Origin of the sequence: Ciceribacter ferrooxidans, from assembly GCF_004137355.1 — a bacterium.
In the GTDB taxonomy this organism is placed as follows: domain Bacteria; phylum Pseudomonadota; class Alphaproteobacteria; order Rhizobiales; family Rhizobiaceae; genus Allorhizobium; species Allorhizobium ferrooxidans.
In genome coordinates this window covers 1-21050 of record NZ_SDVB01000065.1, presented here as the reverse complement: position 1 = coordinate 21050, position 21050 = coordinate 1, and the positions used below count along the sequence as shown (strand labels likewise).

The 21050-nt window shown below is 63.7% G+C and carries 20 protein-coding genes; 13 read left to right on the top strand and 7 right to left on the bottom strand.

Features of this window, described 5'->3' with window-relative positions; translation table 11 throughout:
* Window positions 1–6 precede the first annotated feature (6 nt).
* From narI to moaA, 6 genes are all read left to right on the top strand, one after another.
* Window positions 7–726, top strand: coding sequence for a respiratory nitrate reductase subunit gamma (narI, locus tag EUU22_RS01610; RefSeq protein ID WP_129330370.1), 720 nt, complete (start codon window positions 7–9; stop codon window positions 724–726).
* A gap of 3 nt (window positions 727–729) precedes the next feature.
* On the top strand, window positions 730–1644 hold the full coding sequence (locus tag EUU22_RS01605) for a peptidylprolyl isomerase (protein WP_129330369.1): 915 nt from the start codon (window positions 730–732) through the stop codon (window positions 1642–1644).
* 61 nt (window positions 1645–1705) lie between these two features.
* Complete coding sequence (gene can, locus EUU22_RS01600; protein ID WP_129330368.1) at window positions 1706–2356, top strand: carbonate dehydratase; 651 nt, start codon at window positions 1706–1708, stop codon at window positions 2354–2356.
* On the top strand, window positions 2356–3630 hold the full coding sequence (locus tag EUU22_RS01595) for a molybdopterin molybdotransferase MoeA (protein ID WP_165351043.1): 1275 nt from the start codon (window positions 2356–2358) through the stop codon (window positions 3628–3630). The genes can and EUU22_RS01595 overlap by 1 nt, the downstream gene beginning before the upstream one ends.
* A complete protein-coding gene (locus EUU22_RS01590) occupies window positions 3615–4175 on the top strand; it encodes a DUF2478 domain-containing protein (protein ID WP_245484878.1) in 561 nt (186 codons plus the stop codon). The genes EUU22_RS01595 and EUU22_RS01590 overlap by 16 nt, the downstream gene beginning before the upstream one ends.
* Window positions 4165–5202: a GTP 3',8-cyclase MoaA gene (gene moaA, locus EUU22_RS01585; RefSeq protein ID WP_129330366.1), complete on the top strand. Its 1038-nt coding sequence runs from the start codon at window positions 4165–4167 to the stop codon at window positions 5200–5202. Before EUU22_RS01590 ends, moaA begins: the two co-directional genes overlap by 11 nt.
* Before the next feature lie 117 nt (window positions 5203–5319).
* Here moaA and EUU22_RS01580 read toward each other — a convergent pair whose 3' ends face one another.
* Genes EUU22_RS01580 through otnK form a run of 3 tightly spaced genes read right to left on the bottom strand, consistent with a single transcriptional unit; the run spans window position 5320 to window position 8196 of the window.
* Complete coding sequence (locus EUU22_RS01580) at window positions 5320–6246, bottom strand: NAD(P)-dependent oxidoreductase (RefSeq protein WP_280956456.1); 927 nt, start codon at window positions 6244–6246, stop codon at window positions 5320–5322.
* A 32-nt stretch (window positions 6247–6278) separates the two neighbouring features.
* Window positions 6279–6920 carry a 3-oxo-tetronate 4-phosphate decarboxylase gene (gene otnC / locus EUU22_RS01575; RefSeq protein ID WP_129330364.1) on the bottom strand — a complete coding sequence of 214 codons (642 nt, stop codon included), beginning with the start codon at window positions 6918–6920 and terminating at the stop codon, window positions 6279–6281.
* Entirely contained in the window at window positions 6913–8196 is a 1284-nt protein-coding gene (gene otnK / locus EUU22_RS01570; protein WP_129330363.1) for a 3-oxo-tetronate kinase, read from the bottom strand. Before otnK ends, otnC begins: the two co-directional genes overlap by 8 nt.
* A gap of 218 nt (window positions 8197–8414) precedes the next feature.
* Here otnK and ltnD point away from each other — a divergent pair, with 218 nt between their 5' ends.
* Entirely contained in the window at window positions 8415–9335 is a 921-nt protein-coding gene (gene ltnD, locus EUU22_RS01565) for an L-threonate dehydrogenase (RefSeq protein ID WP_129330362.1), read from the top strand.
* A 2-nt stretch (window positions 9336–9337) separates the two neighbouring features.
* The gene (otnI, locus tag EUU22_RS01560) at window positions 9338–10111 is read left to right on the top strand and encodes a 2-oxo-tetronate isomerase (protein ID WP_129330361.1); all 774 of its coding nucleotides are present in this window, start codon (window positions 9338–9340) and stop codon (window positions 10109–10111) included.
* Between the two features lie 56 nt (window positions 10112–10167).
* On the opposite strand, the gene EUU22_RS01555 is transcribed toward otnI, so the two are convergent.
* Together EUU22_RS01555 and EUU22_RS01550 are read right to left on the bottom strand one after the other, a co-directional pair.
* A complete protein-coding gene (locus tag EUU22_RS01555; protein WP_129330360.1) occupies window positions 10168–11229 on the bottom strand; it encodes an aldo/keto reductase in 1062 nt (353 codons plus the stop codon).
* Window positions 11230–11312: 83 nt separating this feature from the next.
* Window positions 11313–12011 (bottom strand): aspartate/glutamate racemase family protein, encoded by a 699-nt coding sequence (locus EUU22_RS01550; RefSeq protein WP_129330359.1) that lies wholly within the window; start codon window positions 12009–12011, stop codon window positions 11313–11315.
* A gap of 359 nt (window positions 12012–12370) precedes the next feature.
* Between EUU22_RS01550 and EUU22_RS01545 the strand changes: the two genes are divergently transcribed.
* The 5 genes from EUU22_RS01545 to EUU22_RS01525 all read left to right on the top strand — a co-directional run bounded on the left by EUU22_RS01545 (window position 12371) and on the right by EUU22_RS01525 (window position 18122).
* Entirely contained in the window at window positions 12371–13381 is a 1011-nt protein-coding gene (locus EUU22_RS01545; RefSeq protein WP_129330358.1) for an ABC transporter permease, read from the top strand.
* A gap of 84 nt (window positions 13382–13465) precedes the next feature.
* The gene (locus tag EUU22_RS01540) at window positions 13466–14407 is read left to right on the top strand and encodes a sugar-binding protein (protein WP_129330357.1); all 942 of its coding nucleotides are present in this window, start codon (window positions 13466–13468) and stop codon (window positions 14405–14407) included.
* 73 nt (window positions 14408–14480) lie between these two features.
* Window positions 14481–15983: a sugar ABC transporter ATP-binding protein gene (locus EUU22_RS01535; protein WP_129330356.1), complete on the top strand. Its 1503-nt coding sequence runs from the start codon at window positions 14481–14483 to the stop codon at window positions 15981–15983.
* A 54-nt stretch (window positions 15984–16037) separates the two neighbouring features.
* Window positions 16038–16934, top strand: a complete 897-nt coding sequence (locus tag EUU22_RS01530; protein WP_129330355.1) for an NAD-dependent epimerase/dehydratase family protein — start codon at window positions 16038–16040, stop codon at window positions 16932–16934.
* A 150-nt stretch (window positions 16935–17084) separates the two neighbouring features.
* The gene (locus tag EUU22_RS01525; RefSeq protein WP_129330354.1) at window positions 17085–18122 is read left to right on the top strand and encodes a LacI family DNA-binding transcriptional regulator; all 1038 of its coding nucleotides are present in this window, start codon (window positions 17085–17087) and stop codon (window positions 18120–18122) included.
* Between the two features lie 100 nt (window positions 18123–18222).
* On the opposite strand, the gene EUU22_RS01520 is transcribed toward EUU22_RS01525, so the two are convergent.
* The gene (locus tag EUU22_RS01520) at window positions 18223–20217 is read right to left on the bottom strand and encodes a vWA domain-containing protein (protein ID WP_129330353.1); all 1995 of its coding nucleotides are present in this window, start codon (window positions 20215–20217) and stop codon (window positions 18223–18225) included.
* The gene (locus EUU22_RS01515; protein WP_129330352.1) at window positions 20214–20735 is read right to left on the bottom strand and encodes an RNA polymerase sigma factor; all 522 of its coding nucleotides are present in this window, start codon (window positions 20733–20735) and stop codon (window positions 20214–20216) included. The genes EUU22_RS01520 and EUU22_RS01515 overlap by 4 nt, the downstream gene beginning before the upstream one ends.
* Window positions 20736–21050 lie beyond the last annotated feature (315 nt).

The window sequence follows — 21050 nt, the reverse complement described above, 5'->3', positions numbered from 1 at the left end:
CAGAACATGTCTGGTTTTCTCAATTCACTCTTGTTCGGCATCTACCCCTATATCGCGCTCGTCGTGCTGATCCTCGGCTCGGTCATCCGCTATGATCGCGAGCCCTATACCTGGCGCTCCGGTTCCAGCCAGCTGCTGCGCCGCAGACAGCTGATCTGGGGCTCGGTGCTCTTCCATCTCGGTGTGCTGTTCATCTTCGCCGGCCACCTCGTCGGTCTGCTGACCCCGATCGTGATCTTCGACACGCTCGGCATCAGCCACAGCGCCAAGCAACTGCTGGCCGTGGTGGCGGGCGGCATCGCCGGCACGATGGCCATCATCGGCGCTACGCTCCTCGTTCATCGCCGGCTCTTCGATCCGCGCGTGCGCGCATCGTCGAGCACGACCGACACGCTCATCATCATCTTGTTGTGGATGCAGCTCTTCCTCGGGCTCTCGACCATTCCGACGTCGCTCGCCCATCTCGACGGCTATGAAATGGTGAAGTTCATGAGCTGGGCACAGGGCATCTTCACGTTCGACCCGCAGGCCGCTTCCTACATCGCCGACGCGGCGCTGGTCTTCAAACTGCATCTCTTCCTCGGGCTGACGATCTTCCTGCTCTTCCCGTTCACGAGGCTCGTTCACATGCTGAGTGCACCGGTGCGCTACCTCTGGCGGCCCGGCTACCAGGTCGTTCGTCAGCGCAATCGGAGTGCTTCCGTCAACCGAATCCCTGCGGAGTGAACCATGGTCACGCTTTTCGACAAGGCCTCCAATGGCGCCGCTCCTTTGCGCGCGAGTGTGAAGGACAGCTATTCGACCTACCAGGAACCCGACACCCGGATTCCGCCGAAGGCGCGACCGGTCCTTGGAGCCATCTCGGTCAACGGGGTGGCGATCGCCGAAAGCGAGATCCTCGCCGAGGCGCAGAACCATCCGGCCGAGAACCCCGGCGCCGCACTCCTCGCCGCGGCAAGGGCGCTCGCCGTCCGGGAACTGCTGCTGCAGCGGGCCCGCGAACGGCGGGTTGCAGTCTCGCCTGAGACCGACCCCGAGGGCCGCAGCGAAACGGACGAGGATGCCGCCATACGCCGGCTGATCGAGGAGGAGGTCTCTGTGCCCTCGGCGACGGCGGAGGAGTGTCTGCGCTTTTATGAAAACAACCGCGCCAAGTTCCGCAGCGAGCCGATCTTCGAGGCGAGCCACATTCTGATCGCCGCCGACCCGGCCGACGAGCAAGCCCGCGCCGCAGCGCGCGGCGATGCCGAGAGGCTGGCCGCGGTGCTCGCCGAACATCCGGTCGAGTTCGAGACCATGGCACGCACGCATTCCGCTTGTCCGTCGGCCGCCCAGGGCGGCAATCTAGGACAGCTGACTCGAGGCAGCACGGTCGCGGAGTTCGAGCGGGCGATGGCGCGGATGACCGAGGGTGAGATCACCACACGGCCGGTCGAAAGCCGGTTCGGGTATCATATCATCCGGCTGGAGCGGCGGATCGACGGCGAGCAACTGCCGTTTGATTTCGTGCAACAGCGCATCGCCGGCTGGCTCGAAGCCTCCACCTGGTCGAAGGCGGTGTCGCAATATATCGCAATCCTTGCCGCGGACGCCACGATTACCGGGATCGACCTGCTCGGCGCCGACGGGCCACTGGTGCAATGATGCAGTGTCTGCTGCCCGACAACATCACCGGCAAGCCTTTGCGCACGGCAGGGGCGCCCTGATGCTCTCCGACCTCTTTGATCACAATGTTCGATGGGCCGCGGCGAAGCGTGCGGAGGACCCCCGCTACTTCGAAAGACTGTCGGCGCTGCAACGGCCGGAATACATGTGGATCGGATGCTCGGATAGCCGGGTTCCCGCCAATGTCATCACCGGCCTGCAACCGGGCGAGGTTTTCGTCCACCGCAATGTCGCAAACCTCGTCCACCGGGCGGACCTCAACCTGCTGTCGGTCCTCGAGTTTGCCGTCGAGACACTGGAGGTCAAGCACATCATCGTCTGCGGTCACTATGGTTGCGGCGGGGTGCGCGCAGCAATGGACGGGCATCGGCACGGCATAATCGACCACTGGCTGCAGCCGATCCGCGATGTCGCCGAGGCCCACTGTCGCGAGTTGAATGCGATTGTCGACGAGGAGGAGCGGCTGAACCGTCTGTGTGAACTGACCGTCGCCCACCAGGTCGAAGATCTTTCTCATACACCGATCGTGCAGTCGGCGTGGAAGCGTGGGCGCAGTCTTGCGATCCACGGGTGGATCTACGGCTTGCGCGACGGCCTGTTGCGCGACCTCGGCTGCGGTTGCGACAGGAAAACCGCCGAGTTTCGCTGTGATGAGACGCAAACCGCGACCGAACACGAAGGGAGGGTATGATGGACGGGTTGCCCGAGTTGGTCTGCGGATGCGACGGGGGGCGAGACCACGTCCCCCTCAAGCCCGTCGAAAAGGCCGTCGAAATCGCAGTCGGCATGGTGCAGCCGTTGACGGCTGTGGAAGATGTCGCCGTCCACAAGGCTCGCGGGCGGGTGCTGGCCCGGAGCCTCCGCGCCGGACGCCCGATGCCGCTCTTCGACAATTCGGCGATGGACGGCTTTGCCGTGGCATTTTCCGATTTCGCGGGTGAGGGGCCCTGGCATCTCCCGGTGGCCGGCACGATCGCCGCCGGTGCGGCGGCACTCGTCCTTACGGCAGGAACGGCCTTGCGCATCTTCACCGGTGCGCCGGTCCCCGCCGGCTCGGACGCGGTGGTGATGCAGGAGAAGTGCGACGACCGGGGTGACACGGTGTTGATTCACGTTCGCCCCCGGCGTGGCGACAACATCCGCCGGGCAGGCGAGGACATCGCATCGGGCGATCTGCTCGTTTCTGCGGGCACGATGCTGGGCGGTCGCCACGTCGGTCTTCTTGCCGGCAACGGTCATGGTCACATTCCGGTTGTCCGCCGGCCGCGGATCGCGGTGCTTTCGACCGGCGACGAGCTCGGCGAGGAAGGCGCGAGTATTCACGATGCCAATCGACCGATGTTGCTTGCGCTTTGCGAAGGGCTCGGGGCCGAGATGACCGACCTCGGCATCTGCCCGGACGACATGGACAGGATGACCGATATCTTCCTCACATCGGCCGGCCGCTTCGACCTGATCCTCACCTCCGGCGCCGCTTCGGTCGGCGGCAGGGATTTCGTCCGGCCGGCACTCCTTGCCGCCGGCGGAACGGTGGAGGCCTGGCGCGTCGCGCTCAAGCCCGGCAAACCGGTGTTCTTCGGTCGCATCGCAGGCACGCTGGTGACCGGATTGCCGGGAAATCCCCTGTCGGCCTATGTCGGCTTCCAGCTCTTCGTCGCCCGTCAGATCGGCGCGATGCTCGGGCTTGGTGGCCCGAGCGCGAGGCCGGAGACGGCCGTGGCCGGCGTCGGATGGGAGCGCAGGCCGGGGCGGACCGAGTATCTGCCGGGGCAAGTGGTCGGCCGAACCGAGAGCGGCCTGCCGATCGTCGAGCCCCTCGGGCATGGCAGTTCCGCGGCGCTCATGCCATTGTCGCTCGGCGACGGCGTTATCGTACTCGCTGCCGATTCCATGCATGTGGCGCGCGGCGACGTCATCGACTGGATGCCCTTCTGCAGGAAGGACCTCTCATGGAAGATCACATGAACGACTTCGCCTTTCCGCTTCAGGCTGCCATCCATGTCCAGAGAGACTGTCCGGTGGACGACATCCTTAAGGCGACCGCCGTGGTGCTCGGCGTGGACGGACAAAAGGTCATCGGCTTCCTGCAGTGGGAAGGCACGGGCGACGGCGAATGTTGCGGCGAGATTGCGCTCCAGGATATAGGCACCGGCGAGTTGGTCGCGATCTCGCAAGCGCTGGGCTCCGGCGCGCGCGGATGCAGGCTCGACCCGCAGGCCCTTGCGGCGGTCGCCGGATCGTTGCTGGCGCGCCTCGACGACCATACGGACCTGCTCGTTCTCAACCGTTTCGGCAAGGGCGAGTCCGAAGGGCAGGGATTCCGGGCCGTGATCGAGGAGGCATGCGTCCGGGGCATCCCGGTGCTGACGGTCGTGCGCGACGAGTACCTGCCCGCGTGGAACCAGTTTTCCGGCGAACTCGGGTGTCTTCTCGCGCCTGATCGGCAAGACGTCCTCGATTGGGCGCGGCACGCGGTGCGGGCGGCAAGGAACCTTCGCGATGCGGCATGAACGGGGGTTCGCCCCGGCAACTCACTCGGCGCACTCTCCGTTGGTCGACGGTTTCGGACGGCAGGTCACCTACCTGCGCCTGTCCGTGACCGACCGTTGCGATCTTCGCTGCGTCTATTGCATGAGCGAGCAGATGGCCTTCCTGCCACGGCGCGAGGTGCTGACGCTCGAGGAACTCTATCGGCTGGCATGCGTGTTCATGCGGGGCGGTGTGCGCAAGATCAGGCTGACGGGTGGCGAACCGCTGGTGCGCAGGAACGTCATGCAGTTGTTCGAGCTTCTTGCACCGCATCTGGACGATGGCGATCTGGACGAAGTGACCCTGACCACCAATGGCACGCTTCTCTCCCGTCATGCCGAGGCTCTCTTTGCGGCGGGCGTGCGCCGCGTCAATGTCTCACTCGATACTCTCGACGCCGACCGCTACGCGCAGATCACGCGCCGCGGACGCCTGCCGCCGGTCCTCGACGGTATCGACGCGGCGCTCGCCGCCGGCCTCAGGGTGAAGATCAATACGGTCGCGATGTCCGGAGCGTTCGAAGAGGAAGTGGATGACCTCATCCACTTCGCCCATCGTCGCGGAATGGACCTGACGCTGATCGAGGAAATGCCTCTCGGGAATACCGGCCACGACCGCAGCGGCAGTTTCCTGTCTCTCCAGCATTTGCGGCGGTCGCTCGAGAAACGGTGGACACTCGTCCCTGTCCCGGATCGCAGCGGCGGACCCGCTCGCTATGTGCAGGTCGCAGAAACGAATGGCCGCCTCGGATTCATCACGCCCTTGTCTTGCGATTTCTGCGCAAGCTGCAACAGGGTGCGCGTCAGCTGCACCGGTGATCTCTTCACCTGCCTTGGGCAGGAGGGCGCTATCGGCCTTCGCGATGCTCTGCGCGGGTCCGGCGACTTGTCGGTCGTTGACCAACTGATCCGCGGTGCCTTGTCGCGCAAGCCGAAAGGCCACACATTCGACGCCTTTCGTCCGGCCGAGAGCGGTATTGGGCGCCACATGTCGGTTCTGGGCGGTTAGTGAAGACGCCGACACGCGTTCCGGGGATGTGCGCCGACGTGGAGCCCGGACGAGAGGCTCCGGCGCGGAAACACCTCACGCCCGATTGCCCCTCGTCACGTATCCCGGATGGCCGGCCTATTTCGTCTCCAGCCCGTTGAGTCTCGCGATGAAGTCGGCGAGATGCGGCACGTAGTCTTCCGGTCCGCCGCCGCCGCCGGCGACCGCAACCGCGTAGGAGTTCTTCGTCGCGCTGGCGAGCGGCGTCGCGACGGTCGCCGCATTCGCCATGGATTCCAGGTATTTGAGATCCTTGTAGGCGTTCGACAACGTAAACCGGTGCGCTTCCCTGTTGCCTTCGAGGACATAGCCCATGAAGGTCTGGTAGAAGCCGCTGTCCATGCGACCGCCGCGGATCACGCTGTCGAACCGGTCGACCGAAATCCCCACCTTGCGTGACAGCGCTATCGCCTCCGCGAACAGCGCGCCCATGCCCAGCGCGATGAAGTTGTTCAGCAGCTTCATCCGGTGACCGTCGGCGATGCCGCCGATGTGAACGATCTTCCCGGCCCAGGTCGCAATCACCGGACGGATTCGTGCGAAGATATCATCGTCGGCGCCGACCATCGCATCGAGCGTGCCTTCCCAGGCTTCCTTCGGCGTTCGGCTCAAGGGGGCATCGGCGAAATGGATGCCGAGCGCCTTCAGTTCGTCCGCCAGCCGGGCGGTGACGGTCGGGTCCCCCGTCGAACAGTCGACGATGACGGCCCCGCGGGCGAGCTTCGGCTTCATGGCGTTGACGACGGCTTCGACCTCCCTTGAACTGGTGAGGCAGAGAAACACGATGGTGGACGCGGCAGCGAGCTCTTCGAGCGACTTCGCTTCCGTCGCGCCGCGGGAGACGAGATCTTCGATCGGCTTGCGGTTCCGGTGAGCGATGACCGTCAGGGGATATCCCTTCTCGACGATGTTCTTGGCCATGCCGTGACCCATGAGGCCGACCCCGACGAAGCCCACCGTTTCATTTGCCGTCGTGTTCATAGTTTTCTTCTCCTGCGAATCTATCGAAAATAGGGTTTGCTGATCGGCGCGGCCGGTCAGGGAAGGGCGAAGCGTCGGCGCAGATCCGCGACCTGCTCGGGCGTCAGGACGCGCTTGGCGTGGTTCTGCAGCATCAGGAAGAGTTTTGCCGTCTCTTCGAGCTCTTCCGTTGCATACTGCGCGTTGGCGAGGCTCGTCCCGGCGACGACCGGTCCGTGATTGGCGAGCAACATGGCATGGTGCCGGCTGGCGAGGCTGCGCACCGCCTCGGCGAGTGCCTTGTCGCCGGGCGCGTAATAGGGAACGAGGGGCAGGCGCCCGACGCGCATGACGTAATAGGCGGTCAGTGCCGGCAGTACATCCTCGGGATCGACATCGGCCATGATGCTTACCGCGGTCGAATGGGTCGAATGGAGGTGCACGACGGCGCCGGCATCCGCACGTTCGCCGTACATCGAAAAATGCAGGAACGCTTCCTTCGTCGGCGCGTCCCCGTCGATGAAGCGGGCCTCCGCGTCGAACAGGGAGAGGCGAGCGGGGTCGAGGTTCCCGAGCGAGGCATTGGTCGGCGTCATCAGCCAGCCGCCGTCGGGCGTCCTGACCGAGATATTGCCAGTCGATCCGGAGGTCAGCCCCCTTTGAAACAGCGACTGACCCACACGGCAGACCTCGTCACGCAGACGGTTGAGATCATGCATCTGCGGTCTCCAATTCAAGCAGATCCCATGCCTTCAGGAAGAAGTCCGCGGCACCGAAATTTCCCGATTTGAGCGCCAGTGCGAGATCGGGACCCGAAATGCTTCGCGTCCACGGCACGCCCGGGTCGATCTCCGGCCCGATCAGCAGGACCTTGACACCGAGCGCCTCGACGATCGCGCCGGACGTTTCCCCGCCGGCGACGAGAAAGCGGGAGAAACCGGCGCCCGCGAGGCGACGCGCGACGTCCGCCAGGGTTCTTTCCACTAGGGCACCGGACTCGTGGCGTCCCATCCGCGTCTGGATCTCGGCCAGTTCGTCGGGACCGGCGCTGGAGTAGATCAGCGGCGGTCGATCGGCCGGCGTGTTGATCGCCCACTGGGCGAGATCGGCGGCCGTCTGGCGCCCATCCGCGACGGCAGCGATGTCGAGCCGCAGCACGGGCAGCCCTGCGGCTTTCGCTGCCTCGATCTGGCCGCGCGTCGCCGCCGAACATGAGCCGGCGAGAATGGCCGCGCGGCCGGCCGGGGCCGCCATCCGCGTCTCCCTCGGCGGCGGCACGAAACCGCGCCTCTGCCTGAAATTCTCCGGCAGTCCCATGGCGACGCCGGAACCGCCCGTCACGAGCTTCATCCCGACGCAGGCCTTGCCGATTGTCCTGAGATCGGCGTCGCTCAGCGTGTCGACGATCAGTATGCGCTTGCCGGCGGCATATTGCTCGGCGAAGGCGGCTTTCACGGCGTCCGGACCCTTCGCAATGGTCTCGGCCTGCACGAGGCCGACCGGCCGGCGGCACTGCCGCTGCAGCACCCGCACCAGATCGGGATCACGCATTGGCGTCAGCGGATGATCCTTGAGCGGGCTTTCCGAGAGCAGCCTGTCGCCGACGAAGAGGTGTCCCTTGTAGATAGTGCGCCCGGCGGCCGGAAACGACGGACAGGCGATCGTCACCGGCGCCCCGGTCAGATCCTGCAGCGCTTCCGCGACCGGCCCGATATTGCCGGCATCCGTGGAGTCGAATGTCGAACAGTATTTGAAGATGAGCTGCTCGGCGCCGGCGGCCAGAAGCGCGCGGGCGGAGGCACACGACATCTCGACCGCCTCTGCGGCCGGGATCGTGCGCGATTTCAGGGCAACGACGACGGCGTCCGCGTCAGTAAGCTCGACATCATCGGTTGGCACGCCAATCACCTGGATCGTGCGCATGCCCTCGCGAGAGAGCATGAGACACAGGTCCGTGGCCCCGGTGATGTCATCGGCAACAGCGCCAATCAGCACATTCTTCCTCCCAGATATGACTGCGGCCGCCCGGCCGCGGGCCGGCCCTCCGGAAACGCATCGAAGCCGTTGATCTTCTGGCGAAAATAAGGGCTTGCAATGGAATTCGCAGATGGGCTAACCATGTAGTGGCAACGCTATCATTACTTTTCCGGGAGAGGAAAAGCAAGCGCCTGCGGAGCGGCAGGATGACGACGGATCAGAAGGTGTTTTCATAGATGAGCAATCAAACGGGTTTGAAAGTCTGCGTCGTCGGGCTCGGGTCCATGGGAATGGGGGTCGCCACCTCGCTGCTGCGCGCCGGCTTCGAGACGACCGGCTGCGACGTCAGCGAGGCCGCGATGACGCGCTTTGTCGAGGCCGGCGGAAAGGCGAACGGCGACCCGGCCAAAGCGGCCGACGGCGCGGATGTCGTCATCACCGTCGTCGTCAATGCGAACCAGACGGAAACCGTCCTCTTTGGCGACCACGGTGTGGTTGCGGCGATGGCGAAGGGCGGCGTCGTGCTCTCCTTCGCCACGATGGGGCCGGATATGGCACGCGGCTTCGAAGAGCGTGTGCAGGCGCAGGGGCGCGACTATATCGACGCACCGATCAGCGGCGGCGCCGGTAAGGCCGCCGCGGGCCAGCTGACGATCATGGCGTCGGGCCGGCCGGAGGCCTTCGACAAGGTTCGCCCCGTGCTCGACGCCATTGCGCAGAAGGTCTACGAGCTGGGGGATCGGGCCGGAATCGGCGCGTCGTTCAAGATTGTCAATCAGTTGCTGGCCGGCGTTCACATTGCGGCTGCATGCGAGGCTATCACTTTCGCCAAGGCCTTGGGCCTCGACATTGACAAGGTCTACGAAGTCATCACCGCGTCCGCCGGCAACTCCTGGATGTTCGAAAATCGCGTTCCGCATATCCTCGAGGGCGATTACGCGCCGCGGAGCGCGATCGATATCTTCACGAAGGATCTCGGGATCGTTTCCGATATCGGGCGGGACCTGAAGTTCCCGCTGTCGATCGCCTCGACGGCCCTGCAGATGTTCATCATGACGTCGGCCGCCGGCATGGGGCGTGACGACGACGCCTCGGTTGCCCGCCTTCTGGCGCAGGTCGCCGGACTGAAACTGCCCGAAGCGCCGGGGAGGCAGTGAGCATGCCGCGCTTTGCCGCAAATCTGACCATGATGTTCAACGAGGCCGGATTTCTCGACCGGTTCGCGGCTGCCGCTGCCGCCGGTTTCGAGGCGGTCGAGTTTCTGTTCCCTTACGACTTCGAGCCGGACGTCATCCGCGCGCGGCTGGACGCCGCCGGGTTGACCCAGGCGCTGTTCAATCTCCCGCCCGGCAATTGGGCGGGCGGAGAACGCGGACTGGCTGCGGTGCCAGGAAGGGAAGGGGAGTTCCGCCAATCCGTGGAGACGGCATTGCGCTATGCGCGGGCGACCGGTGTCGGGCGGCTGCATGTGATGAGCGGGCTCGCCGATCGTTCGGACGCCAAGGCCCGCGCCACGTACCGTTCCTCGCTGGCGTTCACCTGCGACAAAGCCGGGGAGGCGGGCCTCGACGTGCTGATCGAGCCGATCAACCCGCGCGACATGCCGGGCTATTTCCTCAATGATTTCAATTTCGCCGCCGACCTCATCGCCGATATGGGCCGCCGCAATCTCAAGCTGCAGTTCGACATCTATCATCGCCAGATCATTCATGGCGACGTGATCCGAGGGCTGCGCGAGTTGATGCCGATCACCGGCCACATCCAGATCGCATCGGTGCCGACACGCAACGAACCGGGAACCGGAGAACTCGATGATTTCCGGGTTCTCCGGGAGCTCGATGCGCTCGGCTATGCCGGCTACGTCGGCTGTGAATATCGCCCGGCGGGCGAAACCGTCGCCGGGCTCGGCTGGCTGAAGGCGTTCGCCGGCTGATCCGGCCGGAGATGGAGGCAAGTCTTGGAGGCGGGTCCCGGACCCGCCTGCCTTCCTCAGATTTTCCCGAGATCTTCGTAGCTTTGATGCAGAGCCCAGTCGCCTGCGCAGAAGCGTTCCCTGGCGAAGTTGTGCTGGTGCCAATAGGGATAGATGTAGGGGAGACGGCTGACGGCGTTCAGTCGTTCCAGCTCCTGAATGCTCAGTTCCAGGTCGACCGCGGCGATGTTGTCGCGGAAATGCTGTTCAGTCAGCCCGCCGACGACGACGGAGGCAATTGCCGGTCGTGACAGCGTCCATGCCAGTGCGACCTGAGCCGGCGTGACGCCTCGTGCTCCGGCGATCTCGACCAGAACGTCGACGATGGTCCACAGGCGCTCTTTGTCGCGGATCGGAGGTTCGCTCCACCCGGCCGCCTGGCGAGAGTCGGAAGGCGTCCGATCGCGGCGGAACGCGCCTGAAAGAAGACCGGCCGCGAGCGGACTCCAGACCATGACGCCGAGGCCCTGATCCACGGAGATCGGCAGGAGCTCGTATTCCGCCTCCCGCGCTTCCAGCGTGTAGTGGATCTGCTGCGTGACGAAGCGGGGATAATTCTTGAGATCCGCAACCCCCAGCACCTTCATGATGTGCCAGCCGGAATAGTTCGAGCAGCCGACATAGCGGACCTTTCCCTGACTGACCAACGTGTCCAGCGCCGAAAGCATCTCTTCGGCCGGGGTAAGTCCGTCCCATTCGTGCATGAAATAGATGTCGATATGGTCGGTGCGCAGGCGCTTCAGGCTCCGCTCGCATTCGCGGATGAGGTGATAGCGCGACACGCCTTCGTCGTTGGGGCCGTCCCCGATCCGCATTCGCGCCTTGCTGGAGACGAGAACCTTGTCACGACGTCCTTCCAGGACCTCGCCGAGAATTTCCTCCGAACGTCCGGCGGAATACATGTTGGCGGTATCGAAGAGGTTGATGCCACCGTCGATACAGGTGTCGACCAGCCGTTGCGCCTCCTTGACGCCCTGGCTTGCGACCATGGCGAAATCGCCCTTGCCGCCGAACGAGAAGGTGCCCATGCTCACCGCCGAGACCTTGAGGCCAGAGCGGCCGAGTTGCCGATATTCCATATTCTACTCCTTGGCTTGACGCTGCCCGGGACACCGCCCGGCAGCCTTGATGTCGTGGTCTGCACGAGCAGGCCCCGGCGCGTTCACCGCCGGGGCACGCCTGCTGAAAGCTGCTCCCTGACGTGGCGCATGCCGAGTTCGGGGCTGGTCAGCACCGGCACGCCGCCCGGCTCGGGGCCGAGAGGGGCGAGCGCATTCGCCATCGACGCCTGGGCGAGGACGATCAGGTCGACCTTCGGCGCAAGCCGCCGGAAACCGTCGACCACGATGGCATCGTGTTCCTCGCGGGCGCCGGCCGACAGGCGCTGGAACGCTCCCTCGCACAGCTCTTCCGTGACGCGGCAATCGGCGCGCCCGGTATCGGCCGCGGCCCTCCTGATGACGTCGCCGGTGGGGCCGAGCGTCGTCGGCAACGTAGCGAGGACGCCGATCCGCGACGATTTCGACACCGCTTCGAGGGCCATGCCCGTGTCGATGCGGAAGAGTGGCACGGGGCAAAGGCGTCGCGCGGCATCAACGGCCGGACCGAGCGAGGAGCAGGTGACGAGAACGGCATCGGCACCGCCGTCGACGGCCGACCAAACGTACTGTGTCAGGCGCCGCATCGTCGCTTTCGAGAGGCTACCCTCCCGGATCGTATTCCTCAGCAGGCTTTCATCGAGAATGTTGAAGGGCTCCCAGCCCTCCAGTTCACGCCTGGCAAGCTTGTCCAGTGTCGGAACCAGGCCTGCAACCGTATGAATCATGGCGATGGACATGGCGGCCTTTGTCGCGTCGGGCATCAGCGGGCTCTCCGGTTCGATTTCTCGCCTGCGATCAGGTTCGAGCAGATTTTATGATGACAGCGCTGCCATATTATCGTCCGTATACGGATGAACGCAACATCCAAAAAGCGCCGCATCTCCTCCATTGCTCACGACTTGCGGGAATCCGCAGATGAATTGCGAATATCCGCAAATCGTAAAAAGCCGGTTGACAAGACCGATGAGTTGAACGAAGAAAATGACAGCGCTGCCATTCGATGACCATTCTGCCGTCAGTTCTCGACCGGAGAATGGGTGACAGAGACGGCCGAAGGGGTTGAGGAGCCCCTTGGGTCAAGGCGGCAGCGCAACGGAGCAACTTTTGGGAGGAATGAGAAATGCTTGCGACCGATCAGCACCAAACCGCGTCCGGATCGCTGCATTCCCGCCTGCTGACCGAAGCCGGCAAGCTGTTCCAGGTGCGCGAGTTCAACGTCCTGATCGCGTTGGTCGTGGTCGGGGCCCTGATCAGCCTCTATACGCCCTACTTTTTCACGACGAACAACCTGATGGGTGTGTTCCGCGCCTTCTCGCTGACGGCGATCATGAGCATCGGCATGGTCATGGTCATCATCACCGGCGGCATCGACCTGTCGGTCGGATCGGCCATGGGGCTTGCCTCGCTCGTGACCGCCCTCTGCTTCAGCGCGGGCTACCCGACCGAGATCTGCGTTGCCGCCGGGCTGGGCGTCGGCCTGGTTTTCGGCCTCTGCAACGGCCTCCTGATTACCTTCATCGGTTTGCCGCCATTCATCGCGACACTCGGAACACTGAGCATCGGGCGCGGGCTGATGTACATGATCACCCGCGGTGTGCCGGTGACGCCCGAGACGCCGGAGGGATTTGCCGTCCTCGGGCAGGGGTATCTCGGCCCCGTGCCGGTTCCGGTCATCATCATGGTCGTCCTGATGCTGCTCTTTGCGGTCATCATGCGCCGCACCCGCTTCGGCCGGCACGTCTATGCGACGGGTGGGAACGAGCACGCCGCGCGGCTGAGTGGCGTCAAGGTCGACCGTATCAAGCTGTCGGTCTATGTCCTGTCGTCAACGATTGCCGCATTGGCCGGCGTCATCGGTTTCTCCCGCTATCTTTCGGCCGAGCCGGCTTCCGGCTTCGGGTCCGAGCTCGACGTCATCGCCGCCGCCGCGATCGGTGGAGCGAGTCTGGCCGGCGGGGCAGGGAGCGTGACCGGCGCGGTCATCGGCGCGGCGCTCGTCGGCGTGATCGCCAACGGCGTCGTGCTGCTCAACATCAATACCTATGCGCAACAGGCCATCACCGGCGGCGTCATCCTGATCGCCGTGAGCCTCGACGTGCTGCGGAGCAGGATCATGGGAGGAAAGAACTGAGCCAAGACGAATGAGCATGCCGAACGTCTAAATCAATCACGAAGAATCCAGGCTCGAGGAGAGCTTGTTGAGGAGGAGGATTTCATGCGTGTACTTTTCAATTCCGCTCGTGCGGCGATCCTGACGATGTCGCTGCTGGCAACGGGTGCAGCCTTTGCCAAGGACAAGGCCGACATTACCGTCGCCGTCGTTCCGAAGGTTGCCGTCCCGTTCTTCGACGACTGCAACACCGGAGCGAAGGACGCCGCCGACAAGCTGGGCGTGCAGTATCAGTGGGTCGTTCCGCAGAACACCCAGGGTTCGACGCAGGTCAAGATCATCGAGGACCTGATCGCGCGGCATGTTGACGGGATCGCGATCTCGGTGAACGAACCCAAGTCCGTCGAAGGCATCATCAAGCAGGCCGTCGATGCCGGCATTGCCGTTCTCACCTTCGACAGCGACAGCGCCAACAGCGGCCGCAGCATGTATATCGGCACGATCAACGAAGCTGCGGGCGAGACCATGGGCAAGGCGATGGCGGAAGCCATCGGCGGCGAGGGTAAGGTGGCGATCGTCACCGGTCAGCTCGGCGCATCGAACCTGAACGAACGCATCGCCGGCGTGAAGAAGGCACTCGAAGCCTATCCGAAGATCACCATCGCCGCCACCGAAGGCACCGAGGACGATCTGGCCCGCGGTGTGTCGGTGACGGAAGCGCTGCTGCGCGCCAACCCGGACCTCAAGGGCATCTTCGGTATCAGCCAGGTCGGCGGTCCCGCGGTCGCCAAGGTTCTCGCCGAGAAGGAATTCTCCGATCGCAAGGGCGTGCTGAAGGTGTTCGCCTTCGACGACCTGCCGGACACGGTCAAGGGCGTCAAGGACGGCTTCATCGACGGCATCATGGTTCAGCGTCCGGTCACGATGGGACGTCTGGCGGTCGAGCACCTGGTGGCGCAGATCACCGGTGAGGAGAAGAGCCCGGCGGACGTCGATACCGGCGTCACGGTCGTCACGGCCGAAAATCTGGGCAGCTACACGAAGTAACACCTGCAGAACTCGGGTGCGGGAGCCGACTGCTTCCGCATCCATTCACACCGGAGCGGTATTCGAGCAGACCATGACCCCATTTCTCGAAATGCGAAACATCTCAAAGACCTTTCCGGGCGTGAAGGCGTTGAAAGGGGTCGATCTCACCCTCTATCGCGGACAGGTTCATGCCATCGCGGGCGAGAACGGGGCGGGGAAAAGCACGCTGATGAAGATCATGACCGGCGTGCAGCGCTGTGATCCCGGCGGTACGATCTCGGTCGAAGGCGAGGAAGTCGTGATCTCCGATCCGGTGCATGCCAGATCCCTCGGCATATCGATCATCTACCAGGAGCTCGCGGTCGTCGATAATCTCTCGATCGCGGAGAACATCTTCCTCGCCCGCGAACCGGTAAATGCGGCCGGGCTGATCGACCGGCGGAAGATGAATGCGGCCGCCGCCGCCGTTCTCGCCGAACTCGACATGAAACTCAATCCGGCGATGCTGGTCGGCGACCTCAGCATCGGACAAAAGCAGATGGTCGAGATCGCCCGCGCGATCTCCTATCAGTCGAAACTCATCATCATGGACGAACCGACCGCGTCGCTCAGCCATCACGAGGCGACGGTCCTGCTGCGCATGGTCAAGCGGCTCGCCGCGCAGAATATCGGCATCGTCTACATCTCGCATCGGCTCGAGGAAATCTTCGAGATCGCCGACATGGTGACCGTCATGCGCGACGGCGAGACCGTGGATTCCCGTCCCGTCGGCGAAATGACGCGCGACCTTCTGGTGCGCAAGATGGTCGATCGCGAACTGTCGCAGTTCTTCGGCGAACACGTCTCCCATGCCACCGACGAAGTGCTGCTGTCGGTGCGCAATCTCGGCATGTATCGCCCGACGCATCATTCCGCCCATGTCAGGGATGTGAGCTTCGACCTGCACAGGGGTGAAATCCTCGGCTTCTTCGGGCTCATCGGAGCGGGTCGCACGGAAGTCATGGAAATGATCTTCGGCAGCCGGGCCTATGTCGGCGAGATCCTGATCGATGGCAAGCCGGTCAGAATGAGCGACCCTTCGGTTGCGATCAGCGAGGGTCTGGGCTTCGTGACCGAGGACCGCAAGGGGCAGGGGCTCGTGCTCGACATGTCGGTCCGCGAGAATTTCAGCCTCACGCATCTCTCGGACTATTGCCGGCTCGATTTCGTCGATCGCGGCCGCGAGACGAAGCGCTGCCGGGAATTCATCCAGGCGCTCGGGATCAAGACGCCGAGTCCGGAACAGAAGGTCGTCAATCTGTCGGGCGGCAACCAGCAGAAGGTCATCATCGCCAAATGGGTGGCACGCAAGCCGCGCATTCTCATCGTCGACGAACCGACCCGCGGCATCGACGTCGGCGCGAAGGCCGAGGTCCACGCCCTGCTCAACAAGCTGGCCGCGGAAGGCATGTCGATCATCGTGGTCTCCTCCGACCTGCCGGAAGTTCTCGCTATCAGCGACCGGGTCATCGTCCTCAGGGAGGGCCGTATCACCGGTGGCTTCACCCACCAGGAAGCCAGCCAGGAAAACGTGATGTTCGCCGCGACGGGCTGACCCCGCGGGCAGGCGACATCCCCTACAGCAGCATCAGCAGCAATGGAGAATGAGATGAGCAAACGCATTATGTTCACCGGGGGCAGCGGCAAGGCTGGAAAGCATGTCGTCCAGTACCTCGTCGAACAGGGCCACCAGGTCCTCAACATCGACACCAAGCCGCTCGATAATCCCAAGGTGCGCACGCTGATCACCGACATTACCGACAGCGGCCAGGTGTTCAGTGCCTTCTCGAGCTACATGGGCCTGCACGAATTCGACCCGTCGCTGCGGGCCCAGCCCGTGGATGCGGTCGTCCACTTTGCGGCAATCCCGCGGATCATGCTCACGCCGGACAACGAAATGTTCCGCATCAACACGATGGGGACCTACAACGTCATCGAGGCGGCGGTGAAGCTCGGGATCAAGAAGGTGATCATCGCCTCGTCGGAGACCACCTACGGTCTCGTGTTCGCCAACGAGCCCCGCCATCCGGTCCACTTCCCGCTGGAGGAGGATTACCCCGTCGACCCGATGGACAGCTATGCACTGTCGAAGATCTGCAACGAGAAGACCGCGCAGGCCTTCGCCCTACGGTCGGGCATCGACATCTATGCCATCCGCATCGGCAACGTGATCGAGCCGCACGAATACGAACTCTTCCCCAAATGGTTTGCCGATCCGGGTTTCCGCAAGAGAATTGCATGGAGCTATATCGACGCACGGGATCTGGGTCAGATCGTCGAGCTCGCCGTTCACAAGGACGGGCTGGGCTTTGAGGTGTTCAACGCCGCCAACGACGAAACCTCTTCCGACCTCCCGACACAGGAACTGATCGACCGCTTCTATCCGGGCGTAAAGGTCACGCGTCCGATGGGAGAATACGAAAGCCTGCTGTCGAATCGCAAGGCACGCGAGATCCTCGGCTTCCGGGAGCAGCACTCGTGGCGGAAATACGTCGGACAGAAGTGAAGCGTATTCGCCGTTCGCGCCACGGCCTCTTGTGAAACAAGTCGTCCGGCGCTCTTCGCAGCGTCGGACGACTTGGTATAAAGGTTCTACGGGAACGAACGGTTGGAAACAGCCGACAGGTCTTCTTGAACCGGCACTGGAGCAAAAAGAATGGGAGAAGCTACGCAACCAAGGCTGCGTTTGCCCGACAGGAAGAGCAAGGTCACCGTCAAGGACGTTGCCCAGCGTGCCGGTGTGGGCGAGTCGACCGTCTCGCGCATCATGCGCAACAAGGGCCCCGTCGCGGAGGAAACACGAAAGAGGGTGATGGAAGCGGTACGGGCCACCGGCTACGTGCCGAACAAGATTGCCGGCTCGCTGGCCTCGCTCGATTCCCATCTTGTCGGCGTCGTCATCCCTTCGCTCTCGAACATCGTCTTTCCCGAAGTGCTTCAGGGCATCCACGCCGCCCTGCGGGACAGTGAGAACCAGCCGGTCATCAGCGTCACCGAATACGACATGGACCGCGAGGAGGCGGTCGTGCGCGGGCTGCTGTCCTGGAAACCGAGCGCAATCCTGATTGCCGGTTTCGAACACACCGACGCGACGCGCCGCATGCTCATTCAAAGCGATATCCGCGTCGTCGAAATGATGGATATCGATGCGGTTCCGATCGATATCGCCGTCGGCATGTCGCACCGGCGTGCCGGATACGCTACGGGGCGTTATCTCGTCGGGCGCGGCTATCGCCGCTTCGGCTATGCCGGCCACGACTGGACGGCGGACCGGCGGGCGCGTCTTCGCTACGACGGCCTTGTGGACGCGCTGCGGGACGCCGGCCTGACGATCACGGCGGAAGCGATCGCGGAAGCGCCGAGCTCCGTCGGCGTCGGCAAGGAGATGACGGCACGGCTCTGTGCCGAGCATCCCGGGCTCGATGTCATCGTCTATTCCAACGACGACATGGCCGTCGGCGGCATTTTCCACTGCATGGCCGCTAGAATCTCGATCCCGGACCAGCTCGCGATCTTCGGCTTCAACGGTCTCGATATCGGCCGGGAGCTGCCGCAGCCGCTTTCGACGATCCGCTCGAACCGTTTTCTCATTGGCCGTACTGCGATCGAGAAGGCGTTCGAGTCACCGCAGCGCCCGCCGGAACCTTCAGTTTTCGACACCGGCTTCGAGGTGTTCGCAGGCGCGACGGCGTGATGCGTTTGCACGGGGGCTTCGGGTCTGCCGAGATCTCGTCACGCCAGAAGTGCCGTGGCAAGCGCCGACGAGGGACATTCATCGGCGCTCCGCTGGCTCCTCATCGCTGGTCGAGGCCCTCGGCCAGATGCACAAGCCCGACGAATTCCGACCTGTAGCCGTAGGGGTCCGGGCCCCGCGCTGCAGACGCGAGATCGGCGATCGCCTGGTAGGAATAGGAGTCGAGGAGGGCGGCGCGTCGCAGTTTCTGGCCGAAGGCGGCGACAGCCACCGAGAAGCGGACGTCCTGCGGCGCGGCGTCGAGCGAGGTGACGGCGTTCTTGTCGTCGACAGGCAGGGTGACGAGGGCGCTCTTTTCTTCGCCCGGCCGCTTGTAGCGCATCTTGACGAAGGCAAGCTCGCCCCGATGGGCGTCGCCTGATGTCTCCGCCGGAACCGCGCTGCTCGCGCCGTAACGCAGGTCGTCGTTCATGACAGCAGGACTTCCCTTGGGCGTAATCTCGTAGATCGCCGTGACGCTGTGGCCGGAGCCGATGTCGCCGGCGTCCACACGGTCGTTGTTGAAGTCCTCGTGGTTGAGGGTCCGTGTCTCGTAGCCGATCAGTCTGTATTCGGCGATGCGCGCCGGGTTGAATTCCACCTGGAACTTGACGTCCGTGGCGATCGGAAACAGCGTCGATCCGGCTTCCTCGACCAGCGTCTTCCGCGCCTCTGCCAGGGTGTCGATATAGGCGGCATTCCCATTGCCGTTCTGTGCAAGCGTCTGCATCAGGGAATCGTTGAGATTGCCGCGCCCGAAGCCGAGGACGGTCAGGAAGATGCCGTCCTTGCGTTTCGCCTCGACCATGCGCTTCAGGTCCTCGTCGCTCGACGGCCCGACGTTGAAGTCGCCATCCGTCGCCAGCATCACGCGATTGACGCCATCCTTGACGAAGGCTTGCTGCGCGAGCTCGTAGGCCGCCTCGATCCCCTCGGCGCCGCCGGTCGAGCCTCCGGCCTCCAGTCGGTCGATTGCCGAGAGGATCTTTGATTTCTCCGCCGCGGGTGTCGGTTCGAGCACGATCCCGGCATTGCCGGCATAGGCGACGATCGAGACCGTGTCGTCGGCCTTCAGCCTGTTGACCAGGAGACGGAACGCGCTCTTGAGCAGCGGCAGCTTGTCCGGCTCGTCCATCGAGCCCGACACGTCGATCAGGAACACCAGGTTGGCACGCGGCGTCGTTGCCGGCGTGCGATCATAGCCCTTGATCGCCACATGCATCAGTTCCGTGTCGCGATTCCACGGCGTCGGCATCACGGTCACGGTCGCCTTGAAGGGCGCATCGGCGCTTTCGGGGCCGGGCCAGTCATACGGGAAATAGTTGATCATCTCCTCGACGCGGACCGACTGGGGATCGGGCATCGCCCCCCCGGTCAGGGAACGACGAACGAAGGAATAGGACGCACTGTCGACATCGGCGGAGAAGGTCGAAACCGGATCCGTCGCCACGCTCCTGATCGGATTATCATCGGCGTTGGCGAACCGCTCGCGATTCTGATCGGGCTGAAACAGGCCGCTCTCCCCCATGAGTGGAACAGGGGCGAGGGAGGGTGCGCTCATTGGAGCGACCGACTGCGGCTTCGTGGCGACGACGCTCGATGCGGCAGGCGCCGGGAGCTCAACGGCGTCCTGGGCTTCGGCGGCACTCTTTGCCGTTCCTTTGAGCGCGGCGGTCTCGGCGTCGCCGGAGCCCGTCGTCTCCGCAATACCCGGTTCAGGAGCGGCGGGCCGCTCCTCGTCCAGAGCAATGCTGTCCTGATTGCTGATCGGCACGCCGTGACGGCTCATCTCGATCGTGAGATAGCCGGCGAGGGCGACGACGAGCAGGGTTGCAAGGGCCGAACCGGCGAGGAATTTCTTGTTCACGGCGGGACTCCATATCCAGTTGAAGATGGAGCTTTGACGCCGGCCCTTCGTATTTCCTTGGGTCAGAGATTGATCTGCCGCTTCGTCGAAGGCCTGCATCGCCGCAGCAAGTGCGCGCGCACGCGCCTCCGGATCCGGCGTCGGCGGCATCTGGCGGGAGAGTTTTTCGAGTTCCTTGTCCAAGATCATACCTCTTCCTTGCCGAACATGGCCTTCAGCCTCTTGCGCGCTTCGTGGACGTGCCAGGAAACGGTCGCCTCCGAGCACCCCAGCGCATCGGCGGCGGCGGCATGACTGAGGCCTTCGCCATAGACGAGCAGCACAGCCGCGCATTGACGTTCCGGCAGAGCCCGCACCGCCGTCCACAGCTCGGTCGAGACCGTATCGTCTTCTTCGGTCGTGTCCCGCTGCGGTTCGTCGGTGTAGGCACGAACCGTCTGCTGCTCGCGCGCGTGCTTGCGCCTGTGGTCGCGGGCAGCGTTCAGCGTCAGCGTATAGAGCCATGTCCTGAACCGGCTGGCGCCGCGAAAGCCCCGGATGGCCGAGCCGAGCTTGACGCAGACCTCCTGGGCGATATCGTCGGCGTCGGTTGAGCTGCCCGACCATCGCCATGCCATGGCGTGGATAAAATCATAGTGCTGCGAGACGAACTGCCCGAAGGCCTCCCGGTCACCGCGCTGCGCCCGTTCTATGAGCTCTGCATCCAATTCCGCGTCCACCCGAAGCCGACCCGCAATCGTCTATTTTGGGAATGAGACGTTTCTCGGATGGATTTCCATGGGTCTGCAAGGAAAGATTATCGGAAAAACTCAAAAATCGAGAGGGCACGAGTCGTGCGGTTCAACAGCGATATTCATGGACTATGCCGAAACACGCTTGCTGTATCGGTTTGGGCCGGGTGATATTATAGTTCCATAAGCTGTCTTATGCGATCTTTGGATGTGGCCGCAAAGTTGAAGTGTCCTGTTTCTGCAAAGTTGGAATGTCACACTCCCCGTCTCTGATTGACGTCTGGGAGATTG

Bases quoted from the DNA above. Each gene is read 5' to 3' on its own strand.
- otnI (WP_129330361.1), top strand. From the start codon at position 9,338: ATGCCGCGCTTTGCCGCAAATCTGACCATGATGTTCAACGAGGCCGGA.
- EUU22_RS01520 (WP_129330353.1), bottom strand. From the start codon at position 20,217: ATGATCTTGGACAAGGAACTCGAAAAACTCTCCCGCCAGATGCCGCCG.
- moaA (WP_129330366.1), top strand. From the start codon at position 4,165: ATGCGGCATGAACGGGGGTTCGCCCCGGCAACTCACTCGGCGCACTCT.
- EUU22_RS01525 (WP_129330354.1), top strand. From the start codon at position 17,085: ATGGGAGAAGCTACGCAACCAAGGCTGCGTTTGCCCGACAGGAAGAGC.
- ltnD (WP_129330362.1), top strand. From the start codon at position 8,415: ATGAGCAATCAAACGGGTTTGAAAGTCTGCGTCGTCGGGCTCGGGTCC.
- EUU22_RS01545 (WP_129330358.1), top strand. From the start codon at position 12,371: ATGCTTGCGACCGATCAGCACCAAACCGCGTCCGGATCGCTGCATTCC.
- narI (WP_129330370.1), top strand. From the start codon at position 7: ATGTCTGGTTTTCTCAATTCACTCTTGTTCGGCATCTACCCCTATATC.
- EUU22_RS01530 (WP_129330355.1), top strand. From the start codon at position 16,038: ATGAGCAAACGCATTATGTTCACCGGGGGCAGCGGCAAGGCTGGAAAG.
- EUU22_RS01595 (WP_165351043.1), top strand. From the start codon at position 2,356: ATGGACGGGTTGCCCGAGTTGGTCTGCGGATGCGACGGGGGGCGAGAC.
- EUU22_RS01540 (WP_129330357.1), top strand. From the start codon at position 13,466: ATGCGTGTACTTTTCAATTCCGCTCGTGCGGCGATCCTGACGATGTCG.
- EUU22_RS01550 (WP_129330359.1), bottom strand. From the start codon at position 12,011: ATGCCCGACGCGACAAAGGCCGCCATGTCCATCGCCATGATTCATACG.
- can (WP_129330368.1), top strand. From the start codon at position 1,706: ATGCTCTCCGACCTCTTTGATCACAATGTTCGATGGGCCGCGGCGAAG.
- otnC (WP_129330364.1), bottom strand. From the start codon at position 6,920: ATGCATGATCTCAACCGTCTGCGTGACGAGGTCTGCCGTGTGGGTCAG.
- EUU22_RS01590 (WP_245484878.1), top strand. From the start codon at position 3,615: ATGGAAGATCACATGAACGACTTCGCCTTTCCGCTTCAGGCTGCCATC.
- EUU22_RS01605 (WP_129330369.1), top strand. From the start codon at position 730: ATGGTCACGCTTTTCGACAAGGCCTCCAATGGCGCCGCTCCTTTGCGC.
- EUU22_RS01555 (WP_129330360.1), bottom strand. From the start codon at position 11,229: ATGGAATATCGGCAACTCGGCCGCTCTGGCCTCAAGGTCTCGGCGGTG.
- EUU22_RS01535 (WP_129330356.1), top strand. From the start codon at position 14,481: ATGACCCCATTTCTCGAAATGCGAAACATCTCAAAGACCTTTCCGGGC.